Consider the following 25,896-nt stretch of genomic DNA (forward strand, 5'->3'; position numbering starts at 1 on the left):
ACCGCCGACCCGGCATCTGGACTTCGCCGCCCGCGCGGGACTAGGGTTGGACCGCAACAACAGGGAAGTTCCATGACCTCCGACGCCGCCACCCCCGTCCTCGCTCATGTCGACATGCATCTCGACGAGTCGCTCGAGCGCCTGAAGGGCCTGCTGCGAATCCCCTCGATCTCGACCGATCCGGCTTACAAGGCGGAGTGCGACAAGGCTGCCGACTGGCTGGTCGACGAGCTGGCCGATCTGGGCTTCGACGCCGCCAAGCATCCCACGCCGGGCCACCCGATGGTCGTGGCGCAGGATGACGAAGGCGAGGGGATGCACCTTTTGTTCTACGGCCACTATGACGTGCAACCCGTTGATCCGCTGGAACTCTGGGCGCGCGACCCGTTCGACCCTCAGGTCGAGGAGACGCCCAGGGGCCGGGTGATCCGGGGCCGCGGCGCGGCCGATGACAAGGGTCAGCTCATGACCTTCGTGGAAGCCTGCCGCGCGTGGAAAGCGGTGCACGGCAACCTGCCGCTGAAAGTGTCGATGTTCTTCGAGGGCGAAGAGGAATCCGGCTCGCCCTCGCTCGTGCCGTACATGAAAGAGCATGCCGAGGATCTGAAAGCCGACCTGGCGCTGATCTGCGACACCGGCATGTTCGACCGCGAAACGCCCGCCATCACCACCGCCCTGCGCGGACTTGCCAAGATCGAGCTGGTCATCACCGGCCCCGACAAGGATCTGCATTCGGGCATGTATGGCGGCGCCGCGCGCAACCCCGCGCATGTCCTGTCGAAGATCCTGGCCGATCTGCATGACGAGAACGGCGCCTGCACGCTCGAGGGGTTCTATGACGGCGTGCCCGAACTCTCCGACGCTCAGAAGGCGCAATGGGACAATCTGGGCTTCGATGCCGAGGCGTTCCTGAACGGCGTGGGCCTGTCGGTGCCGGCGGGCGAGAAGGGGCGCTCGGTACTTGAAATGATCTGGTCGCGCCCGACCTGCGAGGTGAACGGGATGACCTCGGGCTACACCGGCGCCGGGTTCAAGACCGTGCTGCCGTCCAAGGCGACGGCGAAGATCAGCTTCCGGCTGGTCGGCACGCAGGATCCCAAGGCCGTGCTCAAGGCGCTGGAAGCGCATATCAAGGCGCGGATGCCCGCCGATTGCCGCTATGTCATCAACGAGCCCGAAGGCAGCAGCGCGACGACGATGCCGGTCGAGAACCCCGCCTTCGAAGCCGCGCGGCAGGCGCTGAGCGACGAATGGCCCAAACCGGCGGCTTTCATCGGCTGCGGCGGGTCGATCCCGATCGCCGGGCATTTCCAGACGATCCTGGGCATGGATTCGATGCTGATCGGCTTTGGCAACGATGACGACCAGATCCACTCGCCCAACGAGAAATACGACCTGACCGCGTTCCACAAGGGGATCCGCAGCTGGGTGCGCGTGCTCGACGCGCTGTCGAAAGCCTGAGGGCGGCGCGCGGGGCGGTTACAGACGCCGCCCGGCAAGACAGGCGAGGGCCGTCCAGGCCCCCGCCGCGCCCAGCGTCAGCCCGGCACCGAGCGGCAGGTCGGGACGCGCAAGGACCAGGGCCAGCGGCAGACACAGGGCCAGCGCGCTCCAACTCAGCGCCAGCGCAAGGTGGCGCTCGGGCTGCGGCACGATCAGCGGCACCGCCAGCATCCCGCCGATGGCGGCGATCAGCGCCAGTAGCTCGCCGCGCACGGGCACCAGCGTCGCGGCACCGGCCACGAGGGCAAGCGTGACAAGCAGACCGGCGCCGCGCGCGGACGCGGCAAGCGCAGAGGGAAAGGCGGGCGAGGGCGGGGCCGAAAGGCGGGCGATGCGGGACATGGCCGTGAGACGCGCGACGCGGGCCAAGGGTTCAAACGCGGGACCAGCACTCCGTGCGTCTTCCGCCGCCGTCCATCTTCCGCCGCGTCGTCTTGCCGATATTCTTGACCTTGCGGTCAGGTTTGGGCAACGTCCCGCTTTCACCGACCGGCAGCCACGATCCGAGCCCCTTCATGCAGCGCCTGAGCCAATCGCCCACCGATCCCGCCTTCGTGCAGGATCCCTATGCCTTCTACGACCGCGCGCGCGCCGCAGGCCCGGTGGTGTTCTGGGAGGATTACAATCTGCCCTGCGTCTTCGGTTTCGCCGCCGCGAACCAGATCCTGCGCGACCGCCGCTTCGGGCGCGAGATCCCCGAGGACAAGCGCCCGCCCATCGCGCCGCATACCGCGCCCTTCTACGCCATCGAGGCGCATTCGATGCTGGAACTGGAACCGCCGCGCCACAAGCGTCTGCGCGGCCTGGTGCTGCGCGCCTTTACCTCGCGCCGGATCGAGGCTCTGGGTCCAGAGATCGACAGCCTTGTCGACGACCTGATCGGGAAGCTGCCCGAGGGGCCGTTCGACCTGTTGCCCGCTTTCGCCGAAACCATCCCGGTGATCATCATCGCCCGGCTTCTGGGCGTGCCCGAGGAGATGAAGGATCAGCTTCTGGCCTGGTCCCACGCGATGGTCGGCATGTACCAGGCGGGCCGCACGCGTGCGATGGAGGATGCCGCCGCCCGCGCCAGCACCGAGTTTACCGCCTTCCTGCGGGATTATGTCGAGACGCGCCGCCGGCGCCCGGGCGACGACCTGATCACTTCGCTCATCGGCGCCGAGGAGGCGGGCGACAAGCTGTCGACGGACGAGCTGATCGCGACCTGCATCCTGCTCCTCAACGCAGGCCATGAAGCGACGGTCCACGCGATCGGCAACGGGGTGAAGACGATCCTCGAGGCGGGGGGACCGAAGGACTGGCTGGCGCCCGACAAGGTCGAGGCGACGATCGAGGAAACGCTGCGCTTCGATCCGCCGTTGCACATGTTCACCCGCTGGGCCTACGAGCGGATCGAGGTGATGGGCCATGTCTTCGAGCCGGGCGACGAGGTCGCGGTGATGCTGGGCGCGGCCAATCGCGATCCGTCGATGTGGGAGAATCCCTCGGTCTTCGATCCGGGGCGGCCTGCCAAGCCCAATCTGGCTTTCGGCGTGGGGCTGCATTTCTGCGTGGGCGCGCCGCTGGCGCGCATGGAACTGGTGCGCGCGCTGCCCAAGCTGTTCGCGGCCTGTCCCGACCTGCGGCTTGCCGGACCGGCGGATTACGCGATGAAATACCATTTCCACGGGCTCGAGCAGCTGATCGTTCAGCGCTGAGTCAGGGGCGCTAGCAAGGGTCCGGGAGGGGCGGGCGACGGGGGCATCGAGCCCCCGTCACCCGCGCGGGCTGCCCGCCCGCACCCGGACCGAGAGGGGGACACGCCCCCCTCTCGGCGCTCTCCCCTCGGCCCTCTTCCGGTGGAGTATGTCCCGAGTGAAGCGCGGTCAGGCCTCCGGATCGACAGCGATCAGTGCGGCGCCGATCCGGTCATTGCCTTCGCAGGCTTCATGCGCGCGCCAGCCCTCGGCGAAGGCCGCTTCGAGCGCGACGGTATGCGTCAGCGAACCGGTTTCGAGCCAGCCATTGATGTCGCGGATGGCGGCGCTGCGGGCGTCGGGCGGCAGGATATAGACAAGCACCATGCGCAGCGTCTGGCTGGCAAACAGCATCGGGTAAAACGGCAGGACCGGCTCGGGCTCGGCCATCGAGCCGTAGGTCGCTACGACGCCATTGGGGTTGAGAACCGCGCGGGTGACGGGCAGGTTGGCGCCGAATTCGACCTCGACGATGCGGTCGATGCCGCCGCCCGCTTCGGCGCGGATCTGCAGCGCCGCATCGGGGTCGCGGTAATCGATCACCGCATCCGCGCCCATCATCCGCGCATGGTCGGCCTTGGCGGGCGAGGCGGTGGCGATCACCCGCGCCGCGCCGCCCCGCTTCGCCATCTGCACCGCATAGGCGCCGACCGCACCGCCGCCGCCGGTGACCAGCACGTTGGCGCCCGTCACCGGCCCGTCGGCGAAAAGGCAGCGATGCGCGGTCATGGCCGGTATGCCGAGGCAGGCGCCTTGGGCATAGCTGGCGGCGTCGGGCAGGGGGACGGCCTGCGCCTCGGGCAGGCAGACATACTGCGCGGCCGAGCCGAAGGGCCGCTGCCAGGCCGCGTTCCACAGCCAGACGCGCTGTCCCCGGCGCGCGGGATCGACGCCCGGACCCGTCGCGACGATACGCCCGGCGCCGTCGCTGTCGGGGATGACCAGCGGGAAGGGGATCGGCGCGCGGGCGCCCGAGCGGGTCTTCGCATCGGACGGGTTGGCGCCCGAATAGGCCACCCGCACCAGCACCTCGCCGGGGCCAGGTTCCGGACGTTCGACGGCGCGCAGGGCGAGCACCTCGCGCGCGGGGCCGGTGCGGTCGTAGCACAGGGCCTGCATATCGGTCATCGCTGTCTCCTGTTGCTCAGGCCTGGGGATCGGCCGCGCATTGGCTCAGATCCATTTCGCCAGCGGCGGCAGGCTCATCAGCACCGCATTGGCGTCGTGGCCGGTTTCCAGCCCGAACTTGGTGCCCCGGTCATAGACGAGGTTGTATTCGGCATAGAGCCCGCGATGGACGAGCTGCGCATCGCGCTCGGCCTCGGACCAGTCCTGCACCCGGCGCTTTTCGCAAAGCGGCACGAAGGCGGGCAGGAACGCCTCGCCCACCGCGCGGGTAAAGGCGAAATCGGCGTCCCAGCTGTCGGAATCCTGTCCGCCCGAATTGAGGTCGTCATAGAAAATGCCGCCGACGCCGCGCGCGCGCCCGCGATGGGGGATGAAGAAATACTCGTCCGCCCAGGCCTTGAACCGGTCGTAATAGCCCGGATCATGCGCGTCGCAGGCGCGCTGAAGCTCGGCGTGGAAATGCGCCGTGTCCTCGGCGTATTCGAGACAGGGATTCAGGTCCGCGCCGCCGCCAAACCACCACGCGCCGGGGGTCCAGAACATCCGCGTGTTCATATGCACCGCCGGGCAGTGCGGGTTGCGCATATGCGCGACAAGGCTGATGCCCGAGGCCCAGAAACGCGGATCCTCGGCCATGCCGGGCACGCCCCGCGCGGCCATCGCCTTCTGCGCGCGCTCGCCCAGCGTGCCATGCACCGCCGACCAGTTGACGCCGACCTTCTCGAACAGGCGTCCGCCGCGCATCACCGACATGATCCCGCCGCCGCCCGCGCCGCCGTCGCGCTGGGTTGGCGTGACTTCGAACCGCCCGGCGGGGCGGTCGCTGTCGGTCGTGTTCTCGAGCGCCTCGAAGGCCCGGGTGATCGTGTCGCGAAGGCTGCGGAACCAGTCGGCAGCCTGTGTCTTGCGGATCTCGAAATCGGTCATGGAGCCTCTCGGTGGCGGCGTCTTTTGAGTATTTGCGGCAAAGTGAAGAGATCAGGGCGCGCGCCAGTCGACCCAGCGGCCGTGGAAATCGGCGCGACCCAGATCGAGGGTCCGGTTGCCGGGCCAGAGCCTGAGCGTCAGCGCGGCGCCGGGGCTGGTGCCGTCGGCTTCGTAGGAAAGCCAGGCAAGCGGGGCATCGGGGGTCGCGCGGGCGCCGGCCTCTTCCATCAGCCGGGTGCCGCGCGCTTGCGCGGCGCGGGGGAAATATTGCCAGGCCACGGTCGACCAGACGAGGTGCAGATGGCCGGGTTTCGGGGATAGCCGGGTTTGCAGCCAGTCGATGGCATCGGCGCGGTCGGGCTTTGGCGGGCTGGTGGCGATGGCGGCTTCGGTCAGTGCGCGGCGATGGGGCTGGTCGGGCCAGAGATAGGCGAGAAGACGCAGGCGGGCCTCGGGATCCTGAAGATCGATCGGCGCCAGGTCGACGCCCGCACGCTGGGCCACCGTGATATCGGCGGCGAAGGGCAGGGCGCCCGACCAGTCGGGGGTCAGGACCACCCTGGCCGAGGGGCTTCCAAGCCGGGCTTGTCCCGCTTGCAGCGCGAAGCGGTCCCAGTTCAGGTTCAGCCCGGCGCTGGCCCCCAGTTCGGAGAACACGAAGGGCAGCGTGAAACGCTCGGCCAGCCAGTGACCGGCGGCGATCAGTACGGCGGCACGGCGGACCTCGTTCGTCTGGGGCGCGCGGTCGATGAAGGGCGCGATGAAACCTTCCTCGCTGTCGAGCGCGGTGTCGATGGCCTGCCAGAGCGCGTCGTCGGGGGCCTCGTGCGGCGGGTAGACGGCTGTCAGCCCCGCATGCCCGCGCAGGACAAGCGCGTGAAGCGCCCCGGCCAGCCGCAGGGGCACGGCATCGCCCGCCGCCGTCATGTCGCCGGGCCAGTCGAACAGGCGGCGAGTCAGGGGCCGGTCGGGGCGCAGCCTGTCGGCCAGCAGCGCGCAGAGCCGCGCCATGAAGGGCGAGCCGAGCGCCGCGCAGGCGTCGCTTTGCTGGCGGAAGGCCTGGGGCAGGGCGCCGGTCATCGGAACCTGTCGGCCAGTTTCTGCAGGGCCGAGCGGGTGTCTTCGGGTTCGGGTTCGGGTTCGGGCTCTGGCTTGGTCTTCGGTTCGGGGGCTGGTTTCGCGCGCCCCTGATTGCGCGCGGGCGCGGTGCGCGCGGCGACCGCGTTCTGGAACTTCGCCCCGTCCCCGGCGGCCAGGTGATCGGCGCCGTCAGAAATCCCGCGCATCAGGTCGTCGAGCCAGTCGTCATCGGCCTTGGCGAAGTCGTGCAGCACATAGGCCGCGACGCGGTCCTTGTGGCCGGGATGGCCGATGCCCAGCCGGACCCGCGCATAGGCCTCGCCGATATGCTGGTGAATCGAGCGCAGCCCGTTATGGCCGGCATGCCCGCCGCCCTGTTTCAGCCGCAGCTTGCCGGGCGCGAGATCAAGCTCGTCATGCAGAACGATGATGTCGGCAGGCGTCAGCTTGAGATAGCGCATCGCTTCGCCCACGGCCTGCCCCGACAGGTTCATGAAGGTCTGCGGCTTCAGCAACACCGCCTTGTCGCCGCCCAGCCGCCCTTCGGCCACCTGCGCCTGAAAGCGCGATTTCCACGGGCTGAACCCGTGATCCGAGGCGATCCGGTCCACGGCCATGAAGCCAATATTATGGCGGTTCTGCGCGTATTTCGCGCCGGGATTTCCGAGGCCGACGATGAGTTTCATGGCGCTTGTTCTAGCGCGCGGCCCCGGGGGTGTCCATCGGCGCCGGACGGACAGACGGGGCCGCCAGCAGGGCCGCGCGCGGGCGGAATCCGGCCCAAAGGTCCCGGCAGGGGGAACAGGAGCGGCGCGCGGGGGTTAGCCTGTGAAAGGAGAAACCCATGCCCAATCCCAGCCTGAAGGACGAAGACCTGTACGAAAGCCTGCGCGATGACGGCATGTCGAAGGAAAAGGCGGCGCGGATCTCGAACGCCAAGGCCAATCCCGACATGCATCCGTCGAAGAAGGGCGGCAAGGCGCCGCCTTACGAGGACTGGACGCGCGACGATCTTTACGACAGGGCCAAGGAGATCGGCATCGACGGGCGCTCTGCGATGAGCAAGGACGAGCTGATCGACGCACTGCGCAGCCACTGAATGTGCCCCGCGCAACGGAAAACCCCGCCCTCGGGGGGCGGGGTTTCGCGTGATTTTGCCTGAAGCGACAGCCTGAGGATCAGTCCTCGGCGGCTTCTTCCTCGGCGCCCTCGTCTTCGGCATCGGCCGAGCGCAGACCCGACGGGGCCGCGATGTTGGCGATGACGAAGTTGCGGTTGATCACCGGCTTCACGCCACTCGGCAGTTCGATGTCGTTGATGTGGATCGTGTCGCCGATCTGCTTGCCGGTCAGGTCGACCACCAGCTTCTCGGGGATCTCGCCGGCCAGAACGTTCAGTTCCACGTCCGGGCGCACCACGACCATCGTGCCGCCGCGCTTCAGACCCGGCGCGGCTGCGTGGTTGATGAATTCCACGTGCACGAACAGGTTGATGCGCGAGGTGCGGCGCAGGCGCATTAGGTCGACATGCGTCGGAAGGTCCTTGACGACATCACGCTGCACGTCGCGGCAGATGACGCGGACGTCTTCCTGGCCCTCGACCTTCAGGTTCCACAGCTGCGACTTGAAGCGGCCTTGCTTCAGCAGTTTCAGCAGGTAGTTGAAGTCGAAATTGACGTTCAGCGGGTCCGCGCCGCCCCCGTAGAGGACGCCGGGCACCTTGCCCTCGCGACGAGCTTGACGAGCGGCCCCCTTGCCCGACCCCGTCCGGACCTCGGCGATCAGATCCTGGATCTCACCAGCCATATCGGTTCTCCATGAATTAGGTTGCATAAGCCACGCCCCTCCAAGGGTGGATGCGCAGCGGGGCTGGCCATAGCGCAGCCGGGGCGGAATGGAAAGAAGAAAGTGAGGGGCGGCGCGGACAGTCCGCCGCGCCGGGTCCTCAGGTCCCGCTGAATTGCAGCGCGTGCAGCTTTGCGTAAACCCCGCCAAGCGCCAGCAGCGTGTCGTGGTTGCCTTCCTCGACCACGCGGCCGGCTTCCATGACGACGATCTTGTCGGCATGGCGCACGGTCGAGAGCCTGTGCGCGATCACCAGCGTGGTGCGCTGCGCGCTCAGATCGTCGAGCGCCTGCTGCACCAGAGCCTCGGATTGCGCGTCGAGCGCCGAGGTCGCCTCGTCAAGCAGCAGGACCGGCGCCTCGCGGACCAGCGCGCGGGCAATCGCCACCCGCTGCCGCTGGCCGCCCGACAGCGCCGAGCCGCGCGGGCCGACGCGGGTTTCAAGTCCCTGCGGCAGGCCGGGCACGAATTCGTCGACATGCGCGGCGCTGATCGCCCGCTGCAGGCGTTCCTCGGACACGTCGGTCTTGCCCATCAGGACGTTGTCGCGCAGCGTCTCGTCAAAGAGCGCGCTGTCCTGCGCCACGACGCTGAACTGGCTGCGCAGGCCGCGCAGATCCATGCGCGTGATGTCCTCGCCGCCCAGAAGGATCCGCCCCGATTGCGCATCGGCAAGCCGGGTCAGCAGCATGAAGACCGTGGATTTCCCCGCTCCCGACGGGCCGACCAGCGCCGTGGTCTGTCCCGCTTTCGCGGTGAAGCTGAGCCCGTGCAGCACCGGCTCGGCCTCGTAGGCGAAGGTCACGTTGTCGAAGACCACGTCTTCGTGACCGGGTTGCGGCAGCGGGGCCAGATCGCCCTGGGGCTGGGTGATGCGCGGCTTTTCATCCAGCAGCCGGTGAATCCGTTCGAGCGAGGCGAGGGTGTTTTGCCAGGCGCCCGCCAGATTGCCGAGCCGGCGCAGCGGTTCGAACAGAAAGGCGATGGCCGCGAAGAAGGTCATGAAATCGCCGACCGTCCGTTCTCCGGCGGCGATCTGGCTGCCGGCGAAGATCATCACCAGCGCGAAACCAAGGGCCGCCACCAGATCCGACATCGAGCCCATGGCCGCCTGACCGCCCGCCACGCGCACGCGCGCTTTCACGAAGCGGGTGAAGACACGGCTGAGGCGCGCGGTCTCGGTTTCTTCGGTGCCCGAACGCTGGATCGTCTGTACGCCGTGAAAGATCTCGTCGAGCCGGGTCGAGGCGGCGGCGGAACTCTCGCGGGCCCGCACGCCCATCGCCCGCACCACCCGCTGCAGGAACGCAGCCGGCAGCACCAGCGCCGGCACGCCCACCAAAGCGATCAACGTCCACAGCCAGTCGATCCACATCGCCACGCCCAGAAGGACGACGATCGACACCATGTCGCGCCCGAGATTGGGGATGATCTTTTCGAAAACCGCGTTCAGCTCCAGCGTATCGCCGCGCACCCGGTCGATCAGGTGCCCCGGCGGGTGGCGGTGATGAAACGACTGGTCCAGCCCGATCAGGTGCTGGGTCATCGTGAGCTGCAAGCGCGTCACGACCTTCTCGGCCACATAGGCCATCAGCGTGCGATAGGTCAGCGACGACACCGCGCGCACCACGAATGTGCCCCCGATCCCCAGCGCCACCCACAGCACCATGTCCTGTTGGCCGGCGACCAGAACATCGTCGAACATCGGTTTCAGCAGCGCGCTCAGCACGCCCGCCATCGCCCCGTCCATCGCCATCAGCACGATGCCGAACAGGATATGGGGCAGCCAGCCGCGAACGTGATTGTGCCAGAACCAGCGCGCCAGCGCCCGGTCGCGCGCCGGGTCGGCGCGGCGCGGCAGCGGTTCCGATTTGGATTTCTTTTTCGGGGTCGACACTTGGCTCACGCGGAAAGGCCCGGAGGGATCGCGCCCCTATACCGTGGATCGCGGGGCAGGGAAACCGGGGCCTTCGCGTCACGGACACCGCTGCCGCAGGGAACCCGTCGCGCGCCAAGGCGTTTGCTTCCGCGCCCGAGACAGGTCACCTTGGCGGCGATGCGGGGCGGAATCGGCTGTCCCGCAGTGATGACCCCGCAGGAGAGGCCATGTCCACCCCGCAACTGACCATTCTTGCGATCCTTTTCCTGGTTGTCGGCGGGTTCCTGTGGGGACGGTTCCGCCATGACGCGGTGGCGCTGTTCGGGCTCATTGCCTGCGTGGTGACCGGGCTGGTCGATGCCGACCGGGCTTTCACCGGCTTCGGGCACCCGGCCGTCGTCACCGTGGCCTGCGTGCTGATCCTGAGCCGCGCGCTGCAACATACGGGCGCCGTGGATGTGCTGGCCCGCCGGGTGCTGCCCGCCGAGGCCGGGCGCCTCAGCGCCGTGGCCGCGCTGATGGGGCTGGGCGCGGCGCTGTCGGCCTTCATGAACAATGTGGGGGCCATGGCGCTGCTCATGCCGCTGGCGATCCAGCTTGCCGGCCGGCTGAACCTGCCTCCGGGACAGGTGCTGATGCCTCTGGCCTTCGGCACGATCATGGGCGGCATGGTCACGCTGGTGGGGACACCCCCCAACCTGATCGTCGCCACCTTCCGCCCCGACGGCGCGTTCCGGATGTTCGACTATACCTGGGTGGGCCTGCCCGTGGCGCTGGCCGGGATCGCCTTCGTCGCGCTGATCGGCTGGCGGCTGGTGCCGGTGCGGCGCCCGGCGGGCGACATGCCGTTCGAGACCGGCACCTACCTGACCGAGCTGCGCGTGCCCGAGGACAGCAAGGCCGTGGGTCTCACGCTGCGCAAGTTCGAGGCCGAGCTGGAAGGCGTCGATCTGGTGATCCTCGCGCTCATTCGCGGCACCGAGCGGCAGAACAACCCCCACGGTTCGCGCAAGATCCAGGCGGGCGACGTGCTGATCGTCGAGGCCGAGGCCAAGGCGCTGACCGAAAGCGCGGCGCGCCACGAGATCGCGCTCGAGGGGCTGGGCACGCGCGACGAGGACGAGAACGACGACGAATTCGTGCTGCGCGAATTCGCTCTGCTGCCGGGTTCGTCGCTGATCGGCCGTTCGGCGCGCCAGCTCCGGCTGCGCTTTCGCTGGGGCGTGTCGCTACTGGCCGTCGCGCGCGAGGGCGCGCGTCCGCGCGGGCGGCTGGGGACGCTGACGCTGAAATCGGGCGATTTGCTGCTGTTGCGGGGCAAGGCCGACGTGCTGTCGGATTTCGCCCGCGATCTCAGCTGCGTTCCGCTCGATACCGCGCCGCTCTGGGTGCCCGACAAGCGCAAGGCGTGGCTGGCGACGGCGATCATGGCAGCGGCGGTGCTGGTCGCCGCGTTCGGCATCCTGCCTTCGGCTGTGGCCTTCGCGGGCGGCGTGCTGGCGACGATGCTGACCGGCACGCTGCCGCTGCGCGAACTCTATCGCGCGCTCGACGGGCCGGTGATCGTGCTTCTGGCCGCGCTGATCCCGGTCGCGGCGGCGATGCAGGAGACGGGCACGGCGGATCTGCTGGCGCGCGGCATGGTGGACTGGCTGGCGCAGGGGAACACGCTGGCCGCGCTGGTGGTGGTGCTGGTGGTGACGATGGTGCTGTCGGACGTGATGAACAACGCGGCGACGGCGGCGGTGATGGCGCCCATTGCGCTGGGAATCGCGGCCCAGCTGGGCGCCGGGGCCGAGGGCTTCCTGATGGCCGTCGCGATCGGCGCCTCCTGCGCGTTCCTGACGCCGATCGGGCATCAGAACAACACGCTGATCCTGGGGCCGGGCGGGTTCCGGTTCGGGGATTACTGGAAACTGGGCCTGGCGCTGGAGGCGGTGATCGTCGCGGTCTCGGTGCCGCTGATCGTCCTGGTCTGGGGGCTGTGAGGCGTCGTCTGGGCAGATCCGCGCGCTCACGGGCGTCCGCGCGCGCGTGAGGGGCGGCGGGTATTGAGTATTTGAGGCAAAGTGAAAGGGCGCGGGCTATGGGCGTCCCTCGGCGCACGGTTCATCGGGCGGGAGCGATACCACACTTCTTGTAGGGCGCGCGGCAATCGCCTAGACACGGTGCGAACTTTGACCTGAAGGTGAACCATGCGCCTGAGCCGCTATTTCCTGCCCGTTCTCAAGGAGACGCCGTCCGAGGCGCAGATCGTCAGCCACCGGCTGATGCTGCGCGCGGGCATGATCCGCCAGCAGGCGGCGGGGATCTATTCCTGGCTGCCGCTGGGCTTCAAGGTGCTGCGGCGCATCGAGCAGATCGTGCATGAGGAACAGCAGCGCGCGGGCCATATCCCGCTTCTGATGCCCACGCTGCAGCCCGCCGATCTGTGGCGCGAGAGCGGCCGCTACGAGGCCTATGGCGAGGAGATGCTGCGCATCAAGGACCGCCACAAGCGCGACCTTCTGTACGGACCCACGAACGAGGAGATGATCACCGACATCTTCCGCAGCCATGTGTCGAGCTACAAGGACCTGCCGCTGACGCTGTATCACATCCAGTGGAAATTCCGCGACGAGATCCGGCCGCGTTTCGGCGTGATGCGCGGGCGCGAATTCCTGATGAAGGACGGGTATAATTTCGACCTCACCTACGAGGACGCGATGCATGCCTATAACCGCCATCTGGTGAGCTATCTGCGCAGCTACGAGCGGATGGGCCTGCAGGCCATTCCGATGCGCGCCGAGTCGGGGCCCATCGGGGGCGACGACACGCATGAATTCCTGGTTCTGGCCGAGACGGGCGAATCCGAGGTGTTCTACGACAGCGAGATCACCGATCTGCGCTTCGGCGATCGGGCGATTGATTACGACGATGTGGCGCAGTGCCGCGCGGTGCTCGAGGAATTCACCTCGCGCTATGCGCGCACCGACGATACGCATGATGCCGCCGCGTTCGAGGCGCAGGTGCCCGAGGAACGCCGCCGCTCGGCGCGCGGGATCGAGGTCGGGCAGATCTTTTATTTCGGCACCAAGTATTCCGAGCCGATGGGCGCGACGGTGGTCAACGACAAGGGCGAGCGGGTGCCGGTGCATATGGGCAGCCACGGGATCGGTGTGAGCCGCCTTCTGGGCGCGATCATCGAGGCGAGCCATGACGAGAACGGGATCATCTGGCCCGAAGGCGTCACGCCCTTCCATGCGGGGATCGTCAATCTCAAGCAGGGCGACGGCGCGGCGGATGCGGCCTGCGAGTCGCTTTATTCGGCGCTGAAGGCGAAGGGGCTCGATCCGCTCTATGACGACCGTGAAGAGCGGGCGGGGGCGAAATTCGCGACGATGGACCTGATCGGGCTGCCGTGGCGGATCACCGTGGGGCCGCGCGGGCTGAAGAACGGGGTGGTCGAACTGACCTCGCGCCGCACGGGCGAGAGCGAGGAACTGTCGGCCGATGCGGCCGTCGACCGGCTGGCGCAGATCTACGCGCCGCATCTGTGACGGGCCGGTGCGCGGGGGCCGTCGGCGATTGCTTCGCGTGACGGCCATGTCCCGGAGCAAATCCGGGACGAGACTGAGGGGCGTGGCCGGGGCCGCGCCCTTTTGCCGTTCGCGGGGCGGTCACGCGTTCGGGAGTTGCGCTGCAATGCGGCGCGGGTATCTTGCCGGGAGATTTCGGGGCATTGCAAGACGGGAGGGTGTCGTGTCGATCCGGTTCTGGGCGCTGTTAACCTTGATGCTTGGTGGCGGGACGCTCGTCGCGCAGGCGGAGGACACGATGCCGGAGCAGGCGGCGGCGGAGGCGGCGGAGTCCGGGGAAGCCCCTGCCGCGATCAGCCCGGCCGAGGCTCTGGCCCGCGCGTTTTTCGACTGGGCGCATGAGCAGGGCGCGGCCGCGCCCGAGATCGCGGTGACCTATCGCGGCGCCGTCGTGCTGACTCAGGCCGAGGGAGTCGAGCCCGGCGCCCCGCGCGAACTGGCCTCGATGTCGAAGGCGATCACCGCGCAATGCCTTGCAGGGCTGGTCGAAGAGGGGCGGCTGCGCTGGAGCGACACCATGGCCGCGCGGCTGGGCTGGACCGGCGCGCCGGGGGCGATCACGGTGGCGCAGCTTGTGACGCACAGCGCCGGGCTGCCGGACCGCACGCAGGAGGCGATGCCGGGCTGGCTGACCGAGGGCGACTGGCGTTCGGTGGCGGAGTGGCCGATGGCGGACTTGATCCCGACCGCCGACGACACGCCCCCCGGCTATCGCTACAGCAACGAGAATTACGCGCTTCTGGGCAGCGTCGTCGAGGCGGTGACGGGACAGCCTTACGGCGTGGCCTGCGACGGTGTGCTGCCGGCGGCGTCGATCTCGGAGACCACGGGCGCGTTCGGGCCGATGGGCGGCTGGCAGGCGCCGCTGGCCGATTACGCGATGTTCCACGCGATGCTCTATGGCGATCGCCCGGCGCAGGGGCCGGCGACGGTGATCAACGCGCCCGTGGTCTACGGGCTGGGCATGGTCGGGCGTCCGCTGGGCGAGGACTGGATCTGGTGGCATAACGGGATGCTGTGCATGGAGGACGTTCAGGCCGCGGCCTATTCGGTGCTCTGGCGCGGCGGCTGGGGTGTCACCGTGGCGGTCGACAGCTGCCCCGGCTGGGAGGGTCTGGAAGCGCTGGACCTGGCGCTGGTCGAGGCTCTGCCCGATGAGTGAGGGTGATCCGCGCGCGATCCCGCAGGTCGATGTGGGTGCGCTGTTTGCGGGCGATGCGCTGGCGCGCGCCGAGCTGCGGCGCGGCGTCGAGGCGGTGGGCTTCCTGACGCTGGTCAACACGCCGATCCCGGCGGCGCGGGTGGCCGGGGTGATCGCCGCCTACCGCGCTTTCTTCCTGCTGCCCGACGCTGAAAAGGCGGCGGTCGACATGGCGCGGACCGGGTCGAACCGGGGCTGGGGCGCGCCGCTGTCGGAACGGGTCGATCCGGGCGCCAATCCCGATTACAAGGAAGTCTACGACATGGGTTTCGCGGTGCCCGGATCGGACCGCGCGGTTCATGCGCCCAACCTGTGGCCCGCCCGTCCCGAAGGCTTCCGCGCGACGCTGGAGGCGTACTACGCCGAGGCGCGGGCCTTGTCGCTGCGGCTTCTGGGGGCGATTGCCGGGGTTCTGGGCGAAGATCCGCACTGGTTCGATGACAAGTTCGACCAGCCCATGGCTTTGCTGCGCGGCAATTTCTATCCCGAGCGGCCGGACTGGGCGGGCGCGCGTGATTTCGGCATTGCCGCGCATACCGATTACGGATGCCTGACCTTGCTGGCGAGCGACGGCGTGCCGGGGCTTGAGGTGCAGATGAGGGACGGGACATGGCAGGCGGTGGTGGCCGCGCCGGGCGGGTTCGTGGTGAATTTCGGCGAGATGCTGGAAAGCTGGTCGGGCGGGCGCGTCCGGGCCACGCTGCACCGGGTGGTGGGTTCGGCCTCGGAGCGGATCTCGGTGCCGCTGTTCTTCAATCCCTCGCCCGATGTGAACGTGGCGCCGATCGGCTCGGGCCGGGTGGTCCGGGCCGAGGATCACCTGCAAAAGCGCTTCAACGAGACCTATCTGCACCTGCAACGCGCGGCGCCGGCGGGATGAGGGGACGCCGATCCCTCAGGCGCGGAAAACGCTCAGGATTTCGTCGAGCGGTTTCTTGATCTTGGCGACCTGCGGCACGGTGGCATCGGGCGCGGGGAAGCCCACGGGCAGGATCATCACCGGCTTTTCCGATTCCGGCCTGTTGCACAGGGCGTTGAGGAATTTCATCGGGTTGGGCGTGTGTTCAAGGCAAACCAGCCCGGCATGGTGCAGGGCCGCGATCAGCATCCCGGTGGCGATGCCGACGCTTTCGGGGACGTAATAATTCTTGTAGCGCGCGCCGTCCTGCGTGACGCCCCAGCGCTGCGCGAAGACGACGATCAGCCAGGGCGCATCGGTGAGATGGGGTTTCGACACGCCGGTGCCGATGGGTTCGAGCGCGGCCAGCCATTCGTCGCTTGCGCCGCCCTGATAAAAGGCGCGCTCTTCCTCCTCGGCAGCGTCGCGGATCTGTTGTTTCATCGCCGGGTCCGAGATCGCCACGAAATGCCACGGCTGGTGATTGGCGCCCGAGGGGGCGGTGCCGGCGGCGGCGATGCAGGCGGCAATCACCGCTTCGGGCACCGGGCGCGTGTCGTAATCGCGCACCGAGTGGCGCTTCTTCATGTAGGCAAGGAAGGCTTCTGCCTGTGCGAGCGTCTCGGCCTCGGACCGTTGTACCCGGTCGGGCAGGGGGATGGGCTGATACTGGACCTGACCCTTGGAATACATGGCTGACCTCCCGGTTTTGCAAAGGCGTAGCAAGCCGCGCAGCCCGGGTCCAGCGTCCTTGCGCGGGCGCCGCCTCGGGCGCATGGTGGTCGCCATGGAACAGATGATGACACGCTGTGTGATCTCGGGCGGCGGCCCGGCGGGGCTGATGGCCGGGTTCCTGCTGGCGCGCGCCGGTGTCGAGGTTGTGGTGCTGGAAAAGCATCGCGATTTCCTGCGGGATTTCCGGGGCGACACGATCCACCCGTCGACGCTGCGGATCATGGAAGCGCTGGGGCTGCTCGACGAACTTCTGGCGCTGCCGCATTACCCGTTCCGGCATATGGAGTTCAGCTTTGGCGACAGGCCGGTGCCGGTGGTGGATTTCACGCCGCTGGGCGAACGGACCGGTTTCGTGGCGATGATGCCGCAATGGGATTTTCTGGATTTCGTGGCGCAGCAGGCGGCGGCCTGTCCGGGATTCACGCTGCGGATGGAGACCGAGAGCGAAACGCTGATCGAGGAAGGCGGCCGCGTCACCGGCCTGCGGGCCAGGGGGCCGTCGGGGCCGGTCGAGATTCGCGCGGATCTGGTGCTGGTGGCCGATGGGCGCCATTCCGGCCTGCGCGATGCCGCGGGGCTGGCCCTGCGCGATCTGGGGGCGCCGATCGACGTCCTGTGGTTCCGCGTCAGCCGCGAGGGCGGCGAGAACCCGGAATCGCTGGGTCGGCTGAAGGATGGCAGCATCATCATTCAGCTCAACCGCGGCGATTACTGGCAGATGGCCTTCGTCGTCCCCAAGGACGGCGCCGATACGGTGCGCGCCGAGGGGCTCGAGGCATTCCGGCGGCGGGTGGGTGCCGCGACGGGGATCGAGGCCGCGCGGCTTGACGAGATCGACGACTGGGACAAGGTAAAGCTTCTCAGTGTCCAGGTGAACCGCCTGACGCGCTGGTGGCGCGAGGGGCTCTTGTGCATCGGCGACGCGGCGCATGCGATGTCGCCGGTGGGGGGCGTCGGCATCAACCTGGCCGTGCAGGATGCGGTGGCGGCGGCGAATATCCTGGCCGCGCCGCTGCGCAACGGGACGCTGATCGTGGATGATTTGCGGCAGGTGCAGCGCCGCCGCGAATGGCCGACGCGGGTGACGCAGCGCGTTCAGGTCCTGCTGCAGGACCGCGTGATCCGCCCGGCGCTGGACGCGCCCGACGCCCCGCCGCCGCTGCCCTTGCGGCTTCTGGCGCGCGTGCCCTATCTGCGGCGCTTCCCGGCTCGGTTCATCGGGCTGGGCCTGCGTCCGGAACTGCCCCGCGCGGGCGCGGTTAGCCAGGCTGCGGAGCAGGCCCGGACCGGCCGATGAACGGTCGATGAGCGGGCGCGGCGATTGACGGCGCAGGCGGCGTTCGGTACGGGAGGCCACTTGGCGGATCCCCGATCCGACCTTTCGCCTGATCCCTCGTCCTGGACGGGACCCCGACAATGCCCACTTCCCTGCTTCTGATCCTCACCGCGGCCGGTTTCGGTGCCTCGCCGCTGCTGATTGCCGAGGCCGTGGCCTATTTCCCGCCCTGGACGCTGGCCGCCCTGCGCTCGGCGCTGGGTTTGCCGCTGCTGATCCTCGCGGCCGGGGCCTTGGGGCCGCAAAAGCGCTTCACGCGCTATGACCTGCTGACCGCGCTGGTCGGCGGGACGCTGGTGGTGGCGATCCCCTTCGTCAGTATGGCGGCGGGGATGCAATACATTCCCTCGGGCATGGGCGGGATGCTCTATGCGACGATGCCGCTTTTCACGCTGGCCATGGCGGCGATGGTGCTGCCCGACGAGCCCGCAACTCTGGAACAGGGGATGCGGATCGGCGTGGGGATCATGGGCGTCCTGTTGATCTCGGTTCCGGCCATTGCCGCGGGCGGTTTCGGGCAGGCGGGGCTGGGGACGCTGCTGACGCTGATCTCGCCCCTGAGCTATGCGGCGGGGAATGTCTGGTTCCGCCGCCGTCGCCGCGTTGCCCCGCTCATGCTGTCGGCGGCGATGTTCGCGGTCGGCACGCTGGCGATCTGGCCGCTGGCGCTTCTGATCGACGGGCCCGTCGCGGCCGAGCCCTCGTTGACGGTGCTGGGCACGCTGGGCGCGCTGGTCGTGCTGGCCACCGTGGCGCCCAATCTTCTGAATTACGCGCTGGTCCAGCAGGCGGGCGCGAACCGCGCGGCGCTTGCGATGTTCCTGATGCCCGCGTTCAGCGTGGTGTTCGGCATCATCTTTCGCGACGAACGTTTGCCGCTTCTCGCCTTTGCCGGGCTGGCGCTGGTGATCGGCGCCTCGACGGTGAAACTTCCCCGCTGGCGGCGGGCGAAATCGGCGCTCGCCGCCGAGGCGCAGGGCCACCGCGAGGTCCGGCTGATGGGCCCGGCCGCCGGCACGCCCGGTCGGCGAGAGCCCGATGCGCCCGCTTCGGCCAGTTCCGCGCCGGGACCGAACCCGGGCCGATCCGGGCAGGGGGCGGTACCGGTTCAGCGAGCGGCGCAAGCGGCGAAGGCTCCGAATGCGGCGCCCGGGGCGCAGGGGGGCAATGCCCGGCACACCGCGTCCCCGGCGGGTGGTGGACAGGCTCCTGCGCAGCCCCGTCCGCAGAGCGGGACGCAGTCCGGGACGCATCCCGGTGCACAACCGAACGGGCCGCCGAAATCCCGGGCGGCACCCTCATCACCGCCTGCGGGCCAGGCAGCCGGAGCGGCGCGCCCGTGGAAAGCAGCGGGTCAGGGTGGTGCAGGCCAGAACGCCGCCGCGCCGCGCGCCGCGGGCGGGCAGGGGCCGCAAGCGGGCGCCCGACCGCAGGCCGCCGGGCCGAAAGCGGCCAAGCCCCAAGCTGCAAAATCGCAACCGGGTAAGGCGCAACCGGGCAAGGCGCAACCCGGCAATCCCGGGGCGCCGAAAGCCGAAGCGGGCAAACCCGCTGCCACCGGAACCGCGGGGCAATCGCCGAAGACTCCGTCCACCCCCGATCCGCAGGGCCCGACCAAGCGCCCGGCGCCCACGGCCGGAACGTCGCAGGGCAAGCCGGACACGCCGCGTCCCGCGCCGCGCCCGACCCGAACGGGCTGAGGCGCCGCCCGTCCTCGCGCGAAGGCGCTCAGTTCAGGCTCAGCCCGCCCTCGCGCTCCAGAAAGTCCACGACCGCGTCGATACCCACCGCGTTGCGCACCTGCGCCATCACATAGGGCCGTGTCCCGCGCGCCTTTTGCGTATCCGCTTCCAGAAGCGCCAGGTCGACCCCGACATGCGGCGCCAGATCGGTCTTGTTGACCACCAGCAGGTCCGATTTCGTCAGCCCCGGCCCACGTTTGCGCGGAATGTCCTGCCCGGCGGCGGTGTCGATCACGTAGATCGTCAGATCGGCCAGTTCGGGCGAAAAGGTTGCCGCCAGGTTGTCGCCGCCCGATTCGATCAGGATCAGGTCCAGGCCGGGGATTCCGGTCGTCAGCTCATCGACGGCAGCCAAATTGATCGAGGCATCCTCGCGGATCGCGGTATGCGGGCAGCCGCCGGTCTCAACGCCCCGGATGCGGGACTCGGGCAGCACCTGCGCGCGCAGCAGGTAATCGGCATCCTCGCGCGTGTAGATGTCGTTGGTGATCACCGCCATCGAGCAGCGCCCGGCCAGCGCGCGCGCGAGTTGCTCGGTCAGCGAGGTCTTGCCGCAGCCCACCGGGCCGCCGATGCCGACCCGGAGGGGCCCATGTTTGCTCATGTCCGAAAAATCCTGACATCCTGTGTTTCATGTTCGAAAGCGGCCAGATCGCCCGCCAATGCCGAGCCGCCCAGATCCTCGAGCGAGGCCTCGGCCGCCTGCGCCGCCAGCGCCACGATCACCGGCGCAAGCCGGGCCAGAACCGTCTGGCCCTCGGTCTGGCCCAGGGGCACGTGGCGCACGGCGATGGTGACGAGGTTCCCGGCAAAACCCTGCAGGAACAGCGCGATGATCGTGGCGGGGGGCAGCGCGGTGCGCCGCGCGGCCTCGGCCAGAGCAATGGGCAGCGTCCGCGACGTTCGAAGCGCGCCGGGATGCCGCGCGGGCTGTGCGGTTCTTCCGGCTTGGGGATTGCGCGGATCCGTGGTCTCGGGATTAGAACGGTCGGCCGCCGCGGTGTCGGGGCCGGCGGGGGGCAAGGTGGCGCTCCGGTCCTGCGCGTCGGGGGCACCGCGCAGAGTTCCGGCGCCGTCATCCTTCCGGTTGCCGCCTGGGCCCGCCGGGTGGTCCTCTGACCCGCTCTGCGCGCCGCTCTGTCCTGGGCCCGGCGCTTCGCGGTCCACGGGAACCAAGCCGCGCGCCGTATCGGGCACGGTTTCCGCGCTTGCAGAGATCATCGTCGCCGATGCCGTGACCCGGGTCGCGGCGGTCCGGGCGACAGAACTGAGCGGTACCCCGGCGGCGCCAGCGCGCGCCCCGCCCGCCGGATCCGGCGTCGAGGAGACCCAAGGCGCGACTTCCCCCGATCTCGGCGGCGAGGAGGCGACACGTCCATTGTCAGGTACTTCCCTGGCCCCGGGCGAAGCGCTTTTCCGCACAGCGCCGCCGTCGCCGCCCAGTGTTTCGGTGCCGCTGAAAGCCCGGGGGGCGTCTTGTCCGGCACCGGGCGCCATCGCGCTCGGGATCGCCGGGTCAGGCCCCGTCGTCGCGCGGTCGAAGGCAGAAGTCACGGCGGGGGCCGAGGCTGCGGCCGCCGCGCCCTCGGTCGGGGTCATCGCTGTGCCCCTTCCATGTGCCATACCGTCGCGCTGCCCGGACGCCATGAAGCCAAGCGCGCCGGTATCAGAGGGCAAGCCTCCGGCCGATGCGCCGAGGGGCGCGACGGGTCCCTCGGGCGTCGCCCCATCGGCGGCGTGGCGATCCGGTCCCGTGGCTTTCCCTCCGGACGCGTCCATCCCCGCGATCGTGCGCGACAGCGCGGCGCCCTGGTCCAGCGTCTCTTTCAGCCGCTCGGCGGACGGCGCCAGCGCCCGCGCCAGGGCATCCAGAGCGTCCAGATCGGTTCCGGCCCGCAGCCCCTGCGCCAGCAGCACGGCGTCCTGCCACCCCGCGCCATGCAACAGGATGCCGGTCAACCAATCCTCGAGCGTGGCGGCATCGCGGATCGTACCCGTCGCGATCACCCGTTCAAGCCCGTGCGAATAGGCGAAGGCGCCGGTCGGAAAGGCCGGCGAAAGCCATTGCGTCACGCAGAGCAGATCGGCTGCGTTGGCGGTGTCAGTCATTGAGCCTCTTGGCGACATCCTCGACATCGCCGAGTGTCACCATCCTGATTTCCCGCGCAAGCCGGATCGTGGGTTTGAGCGCGAAACAGACCGAACCCAGGATGAACATCCAGGTCGCGATGGTCATCGTGCTTTCCCAAAGGAACAGGATGGAGCCGACCACGAACAACCCGGCGGCGCAGAAATCGACCAGCGTGTAGGCGATTTCATAGGTCGCCCAGACCCGCGCGTGATCGGGCGAGGCATGGCGGTTTTCCGGAGCGAACAGTTTCATTCTGCGTCCGGGCGACTGTCGGAGGTCGCCCCATGGTGCCGAACATTGCCCGAGACGCGGCTATGGTCGTGGTCGGGATAGTGTCCATGCTCATCATCCGTCGGGACATCCTGTCCATGCTGATGATCTCCATGCTTATGATCGCCATGATGAATATGCGCATGATGATCGCCCGGTTCCTGCGCCGGGCCGTGGTCATGGCCCATCGTCCGACCCGTGCCATAGGCACCCGATTCCGGTGCGAAGGGCTGAGTCACGCGAAGGGTCCGGGCGCCGAGACCGTGCAGCATCTTTTCCAGGACATGGTCCTCGCGGATCAGCAGGTGATCGTCATGGATCTCGCAGGGCGTGTGCCGGTTGCCGATATGCCAGGCCAGCCTTGGCAGGTCGCCGGTGACGCGCAAAACCGCCTCGCCCGCAGGGACAATCCGGATGATCCGCCCGTCTTCAAGCTCGAAACCCCAATACTCGTCCAGGTTGGTCACGGCGGGCAGGTCGACCATGAAACCCTGTCCGTGCTGCGTCTGCAGCCTTTTGCGCCGCAGCATCCGGCCATCGTAATCGAGCACCACGCTGTCATAGCTGTCCGGCTGAGGGTCGCGCAGCAGGCGGGCCACCGGCGGAAGGTCGGTTTTGGGCAGATCATGCATCCCGGCATCCTCGTAAACGTCATGTTTACCCTCGCATTGCACCATCGGCGACGCAAGTGATGGAGGAACGGATGAGGATATCGGCAGAAGTCGATGAACTGGCGATGGTGCGCAGCCGCATCGCCCGGCTTCGCGAACGGGAAGCGGAACTGAGCGCCCGGTTGATCGCCGGCGATGCCGCGATGCGGCAAGGGCGCTGGACCGTCGCCCATCTGCGCGAGGATTGCATCCGGGTCTTCGACCACCGGCTGCTGCCGCTCGATCTGCAGGCCGATGCGCATTACTGGCGCGAGCGGACGAAAATCGTCGTAGAACTGAGCCTGAGGGACGGCCCCCGAGCGCCTCTTCCCGGCGCGGGCGGCGGGCCGCGCACGCTGACGATTCCGCCAGGCCCCGACTGCGCCGACGCCGCCTTCATCGCGCTCACCCAGCAGGGCGGCGGCGCGTGGAACTGATTTGCCGGGGATGAACCGTCGCAATCGGCGGGCGCGCCGCGCGGATGCCGGGATGGTGCAGGGGCGTCGTCCGGTGACCTCCGGGGGGCGGTCTGAATGACGCGCACGGCACGACAGGCACGGCGGGCGCTGTACCGCGGACGGGGCGAGGGCGGGCGAGGCCCGACTGATTGGCCGGTGGATCTGCAGTAACGGATGCGAGCGAGGAGGCAGCATTCCGTCGCCTGCTGGCGCCAAACGGCGCACGCACAGACCTATGCAGGCGAGGCGACCATCAAGGCAGCGCGCCGGTTCCTGTATTACACGCTCGAGAAGGCCCGGGCAGTACCGCGTTTCGCCCGGCATGTGGATCGCCCGCAGGCGCCGCAACATGAGTCTGGCCGACGCGAACCCTATAAAACCTTCAAAGGGTTAAGAGCGGATCAGTGTGCAGGACAGGGATGCCGGGAGCGGCGCAGACCCGCGGCGGGGCCTGTTTGGGCCCGCGATCCACGGATCTGGCGGCGTACTCCACTGGCGTATCCGGACGAAACAATCGCCGGATGCGCGGTCCTCAAAGCCCGAGATGGTCGCGGAAGACGTGCTGCACGATGCCGTCGCGCGTAAGGCCAAGCCGTGCAAGCTGCGTATCCGACATCTTTTGCAGCCGCTCGATCTCGTTCCGGCGCGACCGGGCCTCGATAAGGGCGTCGAAAGCCCTGGCGAAGGTCGCCCGAAGCGCATCCAGTTTGGTCAGCAGACGCGGGTAGGCGGGGGTGGTTGCGGTGTAAGCCATTGTGGAAACCTCGTTTGGGCTCGCGGGTTTCCTCCCATACGGTCAGGATAGGACACGGATGCTGACGGAACCACTGACCATTCGGCATGGTTGCTTTGCGCGCGCAGCATACCGCACGCTGCTACGCAGCATTCCTGCGGGCGCGCCCGCAGGTCGCAAGGAAAAGGAGGCTGGCCGGCCCCCCAACGATCCCGTCAGATTGAGTTTGATGGTGACCCGCACGTTTCCCGTCTTTGTTCCATAAATATCCCGGGGGTCCGGGGGCTGGCCCCCGGACGCAGCCCAAGCGCGCCGCTGCTGCCCGTTCAGAACAGGAAATAGCGCTGCGCGAGGGGCAATTCGCGGGCCGGTTCGCAGGTGAGCAGCACGCCGTCGGCCCGGACCTCGTAGGTTTCGGGATCGACCTCGATCTCCGGGGTGGCGTCGTTGAGTTTCATGTCGGACTTGCTGACGCCCCGGCAGCCCCTGACGGGAACCACGCTCTTGGCCAGACCCAGCGCCTGTGCCACGCCCGCATCGACCGCGGCCTGCGAGACGAAGGTCACCGCCGAGCGTTCGACCGAGCGGCCCATCGCGCCGAACATGGGCCGGGAATAGACCGGCTGGGGCGTCGGGATCGAGGCATTGGGATCGCCCATCTGCGCCATGGCGATGGTGCCGCCGATCAGCACCATTTCGGGCTTCGCGCCGAAGAAGGCGGGCGACCAGAGCACCAGATCGGCGCGTTTTCCGATTTCGACCGAGCCGATCTCGTCGGCCATGCCATGCACGATGGCGGGGTTGATCGTGTATTTCGCGACATAGCGGCGGGCGCGGAGATTGTCGTTCTCGCCCGTTTCCTCGGGCAGGCGGCCGCGCTGCTGCTTCATCTTGGACGCGGTCTGCCAGGTGCGGGTGATGACCTCGCCCACGCGGCCCATGGCCTGGCTGTCGGACGAGATGATCGAGAAGGCGCCCATATCGTGCAGGATGTCCTCGGCGGCTATGGTTTCGCGGCGGATGCGGGATTCGGCGAAGGCCACGTCCTCGGGCACCTTGCGCGACAGGTGGTGGCAGACCATCAGCATGTCGAGATGTTCCTCGATCGTGTTGACGGTGTAGGGCATGGTCGGGTTGGTGGAAGAGGGGATCACGTTCTGCGAACCCACCACCTTGATGATGTCGGGCGCGTGGCCACCGCCCGCGCCCTCGGTATGGAAGGCGTGGATGGTGCGGCCGCCGATGGCCGCCAGCGTGTTCTCGACAAAGCCCGATTCGTTGAGCGTGTCGGTATGGATCATCACCTGCACGTCCATCTGATCGGCCACGCTCAGGCAGCAATCGATGGCGGCGGGGGTGGTGCCCCAATCCTCGTGCAGTTTCAGCGCACAGGCGCCGGCCTTGATCATTTCCACCAGTGCTTCGGGCTGCGACGCATTGCCCTTGCCCGCAAGCCCGATATTCATCGGCACCGCGTCCACCGCCTGCAGCATCCGGCCGATATGCCACGGACCTGGCGTGCAGGTCGTGGCCAGCGTGCCATGCGCGGGGCCGGTGCCGCCGCCCAGCATGGTGGTCAGGCCCGAATGCAGCGCATCCTCGATCTGCTGGGGGCAGATGAAGTGGATATGCGCGTCGAACCCGCCCGCCGTCAGGATCCGGCCTTCGCCTGCGATGATCTCGGTCCCCGGGCCGATGATCACGTCGACGCCCGGCTGGGTATCGGGGTTGCCCGCCTTGCCGATCACCGCGATCCGCCCGTCGCGCAGGCCCACATCCGCCTTGTAGATGCCGGTATGGTCAAGGATCAGCGCATTGGTGATGACCGTGTCCATCGCGCCGCCCGCGCGGGTGATCTGGCTCTGGCCCATGCCGTCACGGATCACCTTGCCGCCGCCGAATTTCACCTCGGAGCCATAGATCGTCAGGTCGCGTTCGACCTCGATGATGATCTCGGTATCGCCCAGCCGCAGCCGGTCGCCGGTGGTCGGGCCGAACATGTCGGCATATTGGGCGCGGGGGATCTGATAGGGCATGGCGGTGTCCTTTCTTGCGGGCGGGAGGCGG

23 protein-coding genes and 2 pseudogenes are annotated in these 25,896 nt (G+C 68.5%); 10 read left to right on the forward strand and 15 right to left on the reverse strand.

Going from position 1 to position 25,896, the window contains the following annotated elements:
* The first annotated feature begins 72 nt into the window (after positions 1-72).
* The gene (locus tag C4N9_RS04535) at positions 73-1,461 is read left to right on the forward strand and encodes a dipeptidase (protein ID WP_109532102.1); all 1,389 of its coding nucleotides are present in this window, start codon (positions 73-75) and stop codon (positions 1,459-1,461) included.
* 18 nt (positions 1,462-1,479) lie between these two features.
* On the opposite strand, the gene C4N9_RS04540 is transcribed toward C4N9_RS04535, so the two are convergent.
* Complete coding sequence (locus tag C4N9_RS04540; RefSeq protein ID WP_146195119.1) at positions 1,480-1,845, reverse strand: hypothetical protein; 366 nt, start codon at positions 1,843-1,845, stop codon at positions 1,480-1,482.
* Positions 1,846-2,018: 173 nt separating this feature from the next.
* Between C4N9_RS04540 and C4N9_RS04545 the strand changes: the two genes are divergently transcribed.
* Complete coding sequence (locus tag C4N9_RS04545; protein WP_109532104.1) at positions 2,019-3,200, forward strand: cytochrome P450; 1,182 nt, start codon at positions 2,019-2,021, stop codon at positions 3,198-3,200.
* A gap of 168 nt (positions 3,201-3,368) precedes the next feature.
* On the opposite strand, the gene C4N9_RS04550 is transcribed toward C4N9_RS04545, so the two are convergent.
* Genes C4N9_RS04550 through pth form a run of 4 tightly spaced genes read right to left on the reverse strand, consistent with a single transcriptional unit; the run spans position 3,369 to position 7,060 of the window.
* On the reverse strand, positions 3,369-4,367 hold the full coding sequence (locus C4N9_RS04550; protein WP_245902451.1) for an NADPH:quinone reductase: 999 nt from the start codon (positions 4,365-4,367) through the stop codon (positions 3,369-3,371).
* A gap of 45 nt (positions 4,368-4,412) precedes the next feature.
* On the reverse strand, positions 4,413-5,294 hold the full coding sequence (hemF, locus tag C4N9_RS04555; RefSeq protein WP_109532105.1) for an oxygen-dependent coproporphyrinogen oxidase: 882 nt from the start codon (positions 5,292-5,294) through the stop codon (positions 4,413-4,415).
* 51 nt (positions 5,295-5,345) lie between these two features.
* Entirely contained in the window at positions 5,346-6,374 is a 1,029-nt protein-coding gene (locus tag C4N9_RS04560; protein WP_109532106.1) for a DUF2332 domain-containing protein, read from the reverse strand.
* The gene (gene pth, locus C4N9_RS04565) at positions 6,371-7,060 is read right to left on the reverse strand and encodes an aminoacyl-tRNA hydrolase (RefSeq protein WP_109532107.1); all 690 of its coding nucleotides are present in this window, start codon (positions 7,058-7,060) and stop codon (positions 6,371-6,373) included. The genes C4N9_RS04560 and pth overlap by 4 nt, the downstream gene beginning before the upstream one ends.
* A 158-nt stretch (positions 7,061-7,218) precedes the next feature.
* Between pth and C4N9_RS04570 the strand changes: the two genes are divergently transcribed.
* The gene (locus C4N9_RS04570; protein WP_109532108.1) at positions 7,219-7,473 is read left to right on the forward strand and encodes a DUF7218 family protein; all 255 of its coding nucleotides are present in this window, start codon (positions 7,219-7,221) and stop codon (positions 7,471-7,473) included.
* A 79-nt stretch (positions 7,474-7,552) separates the two neighbouring features.
* Here the strand turns inward: C4N9_RS04570 and C4N9_RS04575 are convergent, their stop codons facing one another.
* Both C4N9_RS04575 and C4N9_RS04580 read right to left on the reverse strand, forming a co-directional pair.
* Positions 7,553-8,179: a 50S ribosomal protein L25/general stress protein Ctc gene (locus tag C4N9_RS04575; RefSeq protein ID WP_109532109.1), complete on the reverse strand. Its 627-nt coding sequence runs from the start codon at positions 8,177-8,179 to the stop codon at positions 7,553-7,555.
* A gap of 139 nt (positions 8,180-8,318) precedes the next feature.
* On the reverse strand, positions 8,319-10,115 hold the full coding sequence (locus C4N9_RS04580; RefSeq protein ID WP_109532110.1) for an ABC transporter ATP-binding protein: 1,797 nt from the start codon (positions 10,113-10,115) through the stop codon (positions 8,319-8,321).
* A gap of 209 nt (positions 10,116-10,324) precedes the next feature.
* Here C4N9_RS04580 and C4N9_RS04585 point away from each other — a divergent pair, with 209 nt between their 5' ends.
* The 4 genes from C4N9_RS04585 to C4N9_RS04600 all read left to right on the forward strand — a co-directional run bounded on the left by C4N9_RS04585 (position 10,325) and on the right by C4N9_RS04600 (position 15,756).
* Positions 10,325-12,085 carry an SLC13 family permease gene (locus C4N9_RS04585; protein ID WP_109532111.1) on the forward strand — a complete coding sequence of 587 codons (1,761 nt, stop codon included), beginning with the start codon at positions 10,325-10,327 and terminating at the stop codon, positions 12,083-12,085.
* Between the two features lie 207 nt (positions 12,086-12,292).
* Positions 12,293-13,636 carry a proline--tRNA ligase gene (gene proS, locus C4N9_RS04590; protein WP_109532112.1) on the forward strand — a complete coding sequence of 448 codons (1,344 nt, stop codon included), beginning with the start codon at positions 12,293-12,295 and terminating at the stop codon, positions 13,634-13,636.
* Positions 13,637-13,838: 202 nt separating this feature from the next.
* Positions 13,839-14,837, forward strand: a complete 999-nt coding sequence (locus C4N9_RS04595; protein WP_109532113.1) for a serine hydrolase domain-containing protein — start codon at positions 13,839-13,841, stop codon at positions 14,835-14,837.
* Entirely contained in the window at positions 14,830-15,756 is a 927-nt protein-coding gene (locus C4N9_RS04600; protein ID WP_109532114.1) for an isopenicillin N synthase family dioxygenase, read from the forward strand. Before C4N9_RS04595 ends, C4N9_RS04600 begins: the two co-directional genes overlap by 8 nt.
* 15 nt (positions 15,757-15,771) lie before the next feature.
* Here C4N9_RS04600 and C4N9_RS04605 read toward each other — a convergent pair whose 3' ends face one another.
* Positions 15,772-16,467 carry a nitroreductase family protein gene (locus C4N9_RS04605; protein WP_109532115.1) on the reverse strand — a complete coding sequence of 232 codons (696 nt, stop codon included), beginning with the start codon at positions 16,465-16,467 and terminating at the stop codon, positions 15,772-15,774.
* A 106-nt stretch (positions 16,468-16,573) separates the two neighbouring features.
* On the opposite strand from C4N9_RS04605, the gene C4N9_RS04610 reads away from it, so the two are divergent.
* Both C4N9_RS04610 and C4N9_RS04615 read left to right on the forward strand, forming a co-directional pair.
* Entirely contained in the window at positions 16,574-17,806 is a 1,233-nt protein-coding gene (locus C4N9_RS04610; protein WP_245902452.1) for an FAD-dependent oxidoreductase, read from the forward strand.
* 119 nt (positions 17,807-17,925) lie between these two features.
* On the forward strand, positions 17,926-19,545 hold the full coding sequence (locus C4N9_RS04615; protein ID WP_109532117.1) for an EamA family transporter: 1,620 nt from the start codon (positions 17,926-17,928) through the stop codon (positions 19,543-19,545).
* 28 nt (positions 19,546-19,573) lie between these two features.
* On the opposite strand, the gene ureG is transcribed toward C4N9_RS04615, so the two are convergent.
* From ureG to C4N9_RS04640, 5 genes and pseudogenes are all read right to left on the reverse strand, one after another.
* Entirely contained in the window at positions 19,574-20,191 is a 618-nt protein-coding gene (gene ureG, locus C4N9_RS04620; RefSeq protein WP_109532118.1) for an urease accessory protein UreG, read from the reverse strand.
* A pseudogene (locus C4N9_RS22480) lies at positions 20,188-20,502 on the reverse strand (urease accessory protein UreF); the annotation flags it as partial. The pseudogene C4N9_RS22480 and the gene ureG, both read right to left, overlap by 4 nt.
* A 798-nt stretch (positions 20,503-21,300) precedes the next feature.
* Positions 21,301-21,723, reverse strand: a pseudogene (locus C4N9_RS22435) (urease accessory protein UreF); the annotation flags it as partial.
* On the reverse strand, positions 21,689-21,970 hold the full coding sequence (locus C4N9_RS04635) for a YrhK family protein (protein ID WP_109532119.1): 282 nt from the start codon (positions 21,968-21,970) through the stop codon (positions 21,689-21,691). The pseudogene C4N9_RS22435 and the gene C4N9_RS04635, both read right to left, overlap by 35 nt.
* Positions 21,967-22,620 carry an urease accessory protein UreE gene (locus tag C4N9_RS04640; RefSeq protein WP_109532120.1) on the reverse strand — a complete coding sequence of 218 codons (654 nt, stop codon included), beginning with the start codon at positions 22,618-22,620 and terminating at the stop codon, positions 21,967-21,969. Before C4N9_RS04640 ends, C4N9_RS04635 begins: the two co-directional genes overlap by 4 nt.
* Positions 22,621-22,691: 71 nt before the next feature.
* On the opposite strand from C4N9_RS04640, the gene C4N9_RS04645 reads away from it, so the two are divergent.
* Positions 22,692-23,075, forward strand: coding sequence for a hypothetical protein (locus C4N9_RS04645; RefSeq protein WP_109532121.1), 384 nt, complete (start codon positions 22,692-22,694; stop codon positions 23,073-23,075).
* Between the two features lie 553 nt (positions 23,076-23,628).
* On the opposite strand, the gene C4N9_RS04650 is transcribed toward C4N9_RS04645, so the two are convergent.
* Complete coding sequence (locus C4N9_RS04650; protein ID WP_109532122.1) at positions 23,629-23,850, reverse strand: hypothetical protein; 222 nt, start codon at positions 23,848-23,850, stop codon at positions 23,629-23,631.
* Positions 23,851-24,155: 305 nt separating this feature from the next.
* Positions 24,156-25,865: an urease subunit alpha gene (gene ureC, locus C4N9_RS04655; protein WP_109532123.1), complete on the reverse strand. Its 1,710-nt coding sequence runs from the start codon at positions 25,863-25,865 to the stop codon at positions 24,156-24,158.
* Positions 25,866-25,896: the final 31 nt, after the last annotated feature.

Origin of the sequence: Pararhodobacter marinus (assembly GCF_003122215.1) — a bacterium.
Classification (GTDB): Bacteria; Pseudomonadota; Alphaproteobacteria; order Rhodobacterales; family Rhodobacteraceae; genus Pararhodobacter; species Pararhodobacter marinus.

Excerpts from the sequence above, each read along its gene's own strand:
- C4N9_RS04640 (WP_109532120.1), bottom strand. The coding sequence starts at position 22,620 with ATGCATGATCTGCCCAAAACCGACCTTCCGCCGGTGGCCCGCCTGCTG.
- C4N9_RS04610 (WP_245902452.1), top strand. The coding sequence starts at position 16,574 with ATGACACGCTGTGTGATCTCGGGCGGCGGCCCGGCGGGGCTGATGGCC.
- C4N9_RS04570 (WP_109532108.1), top strand. The coding sequence starts at position 7,219 with ATGCCCAATCCCAGCCTGAAGGACGAAGACCTGTACGAAAGCCTGCGC.
- C4N9_RS04650 (WP_109532122.1), bottom strand. The coding sequence starts at position 23,850 with ATGGCTTACACCGCAACCACCCCCGCCTACCCGCGTCTGCTGACCAAA.
- ureC (WP_109532123.1), bottom strand. The coding sequence starts at position 25,865 with ATGCCCTATCAGATCCCCCGCGCCCAATATGCCGACATGTTCGGCCCG.
- hemF (WP_109532105.1), bottom strand. The coding sequence starts at position 5,294 with ATGACCGATTTCGAGATCCGCAAGACACAGGCTGCCGACTGGTTCCGC.
- C4N9_RS04585 (WP_109532111.1), top strand. The coding sequence starts at position 10,325 with ATGTCCACCCCGCAACTGACCATTCTTGCGATCCTTTTCCTGGTTGTC.
- C4N9_RS04605 (WP_109532115.1), bottom strand. The coding sequence starts at position 16,467 with ATGTATTCCAAGGGTCAGGTCCAGTATCAGCCCATCCCCCTGCCCGAC.
- C4N9_RS04535 (WP_109532102.1), top strand. The coding sequence starts at position 73 with ATGACCTCCGACGCCGCCACCCCCGTCCTCGCTCATGTCGACATGCAT.
- C4N9_RS04545 (WP_109532104.1), top strand. The coding sequence starts at position 2,019 with ATGCAGCGCCTGAGCCAATCGCCCACCGATCCCGCCTTCGTGCAGGAT.
- C4N9_RS04635 (WP_109532119.1), bottom strand. The coding sequence starts at position 21,970 with ATGAAACTGTTCGCTCCGGAAAACCGCCATGCCTCGCCCGATCACGCG.
- proS (WP_109532112.1), top strand. The coding sequence starts at position 12,293 with ATGCGCCTGAGCCGCTATTTCCTGCCCGTTCTCAAGGAGACGCCGTCC.
- C4N9_RS04560 (WP_109532106.1), bottom strand. The coding sequence starts at position 6,374 with ATGACCGGCGCCCTGCCCCAGGCCTTCCGCCAGCAAAGCGACGCCTGC.
- C4N9_RS04615 (WP_109532117.1), top strand. The coding sequence starts at position 17,926 with ATGCCCACTTCCCTGCTTCTGATCCTCACCGCGGCCGGTTTCGGTGCC.
- C4N9_RS04540 (WP_146195119.1), bottom strand. The coding sequence starts at position 1,845 with ATGTCCCGCATCGCCCGCCTTTCGGCCCCGCCCTCGCCCGCCTTTCCC.
- ureG (WP_109532118.1), bottom strand. The coding sequence starts at position 20,191 with ATGAGCAAACATGGGCCCCTCCGGGTCGGCATCGGCGGCCCGGTGGGC.
- pth (WP_109532107.1), bottom strand. The coding sequence starts at position 7,060 with ATGAAACTCATCGTCGGCCTCGGAAATCCCGGCGCGAAATACGCGCAG.
- C4N9_RS04550 (WP_245902451.1), bottom strand. The coding sequence starts at position 4,367 with ATGACCGATATGCAGGCCCTGTGCTACGACCGCACCGGCCCCGCGCGC.
- C4N9_RS04645 (WP_109532121.1), top strand. The coding sequence starts at position 22,692 with ATGAGGATATCGGCAGAAGTCGATGAACTGGCGATGGTGCGCAGCCGC.
- C4N9_RS04575 (WP_109532109.1), bottom strand. The coding sequence starts at position 8,179 with ATGGCTGGTGAGATCCAGGATCTGATCGCCGAGGTCCGGACGGGGTCG.
- C4N9_RS04600 (WP_109532114.1), top strand. The coding sequence starts at position 14,830 with ATGAGTGAGGGTGATCCGCGCGCGATCCCGCAGGTCGATGTGGGTGCG.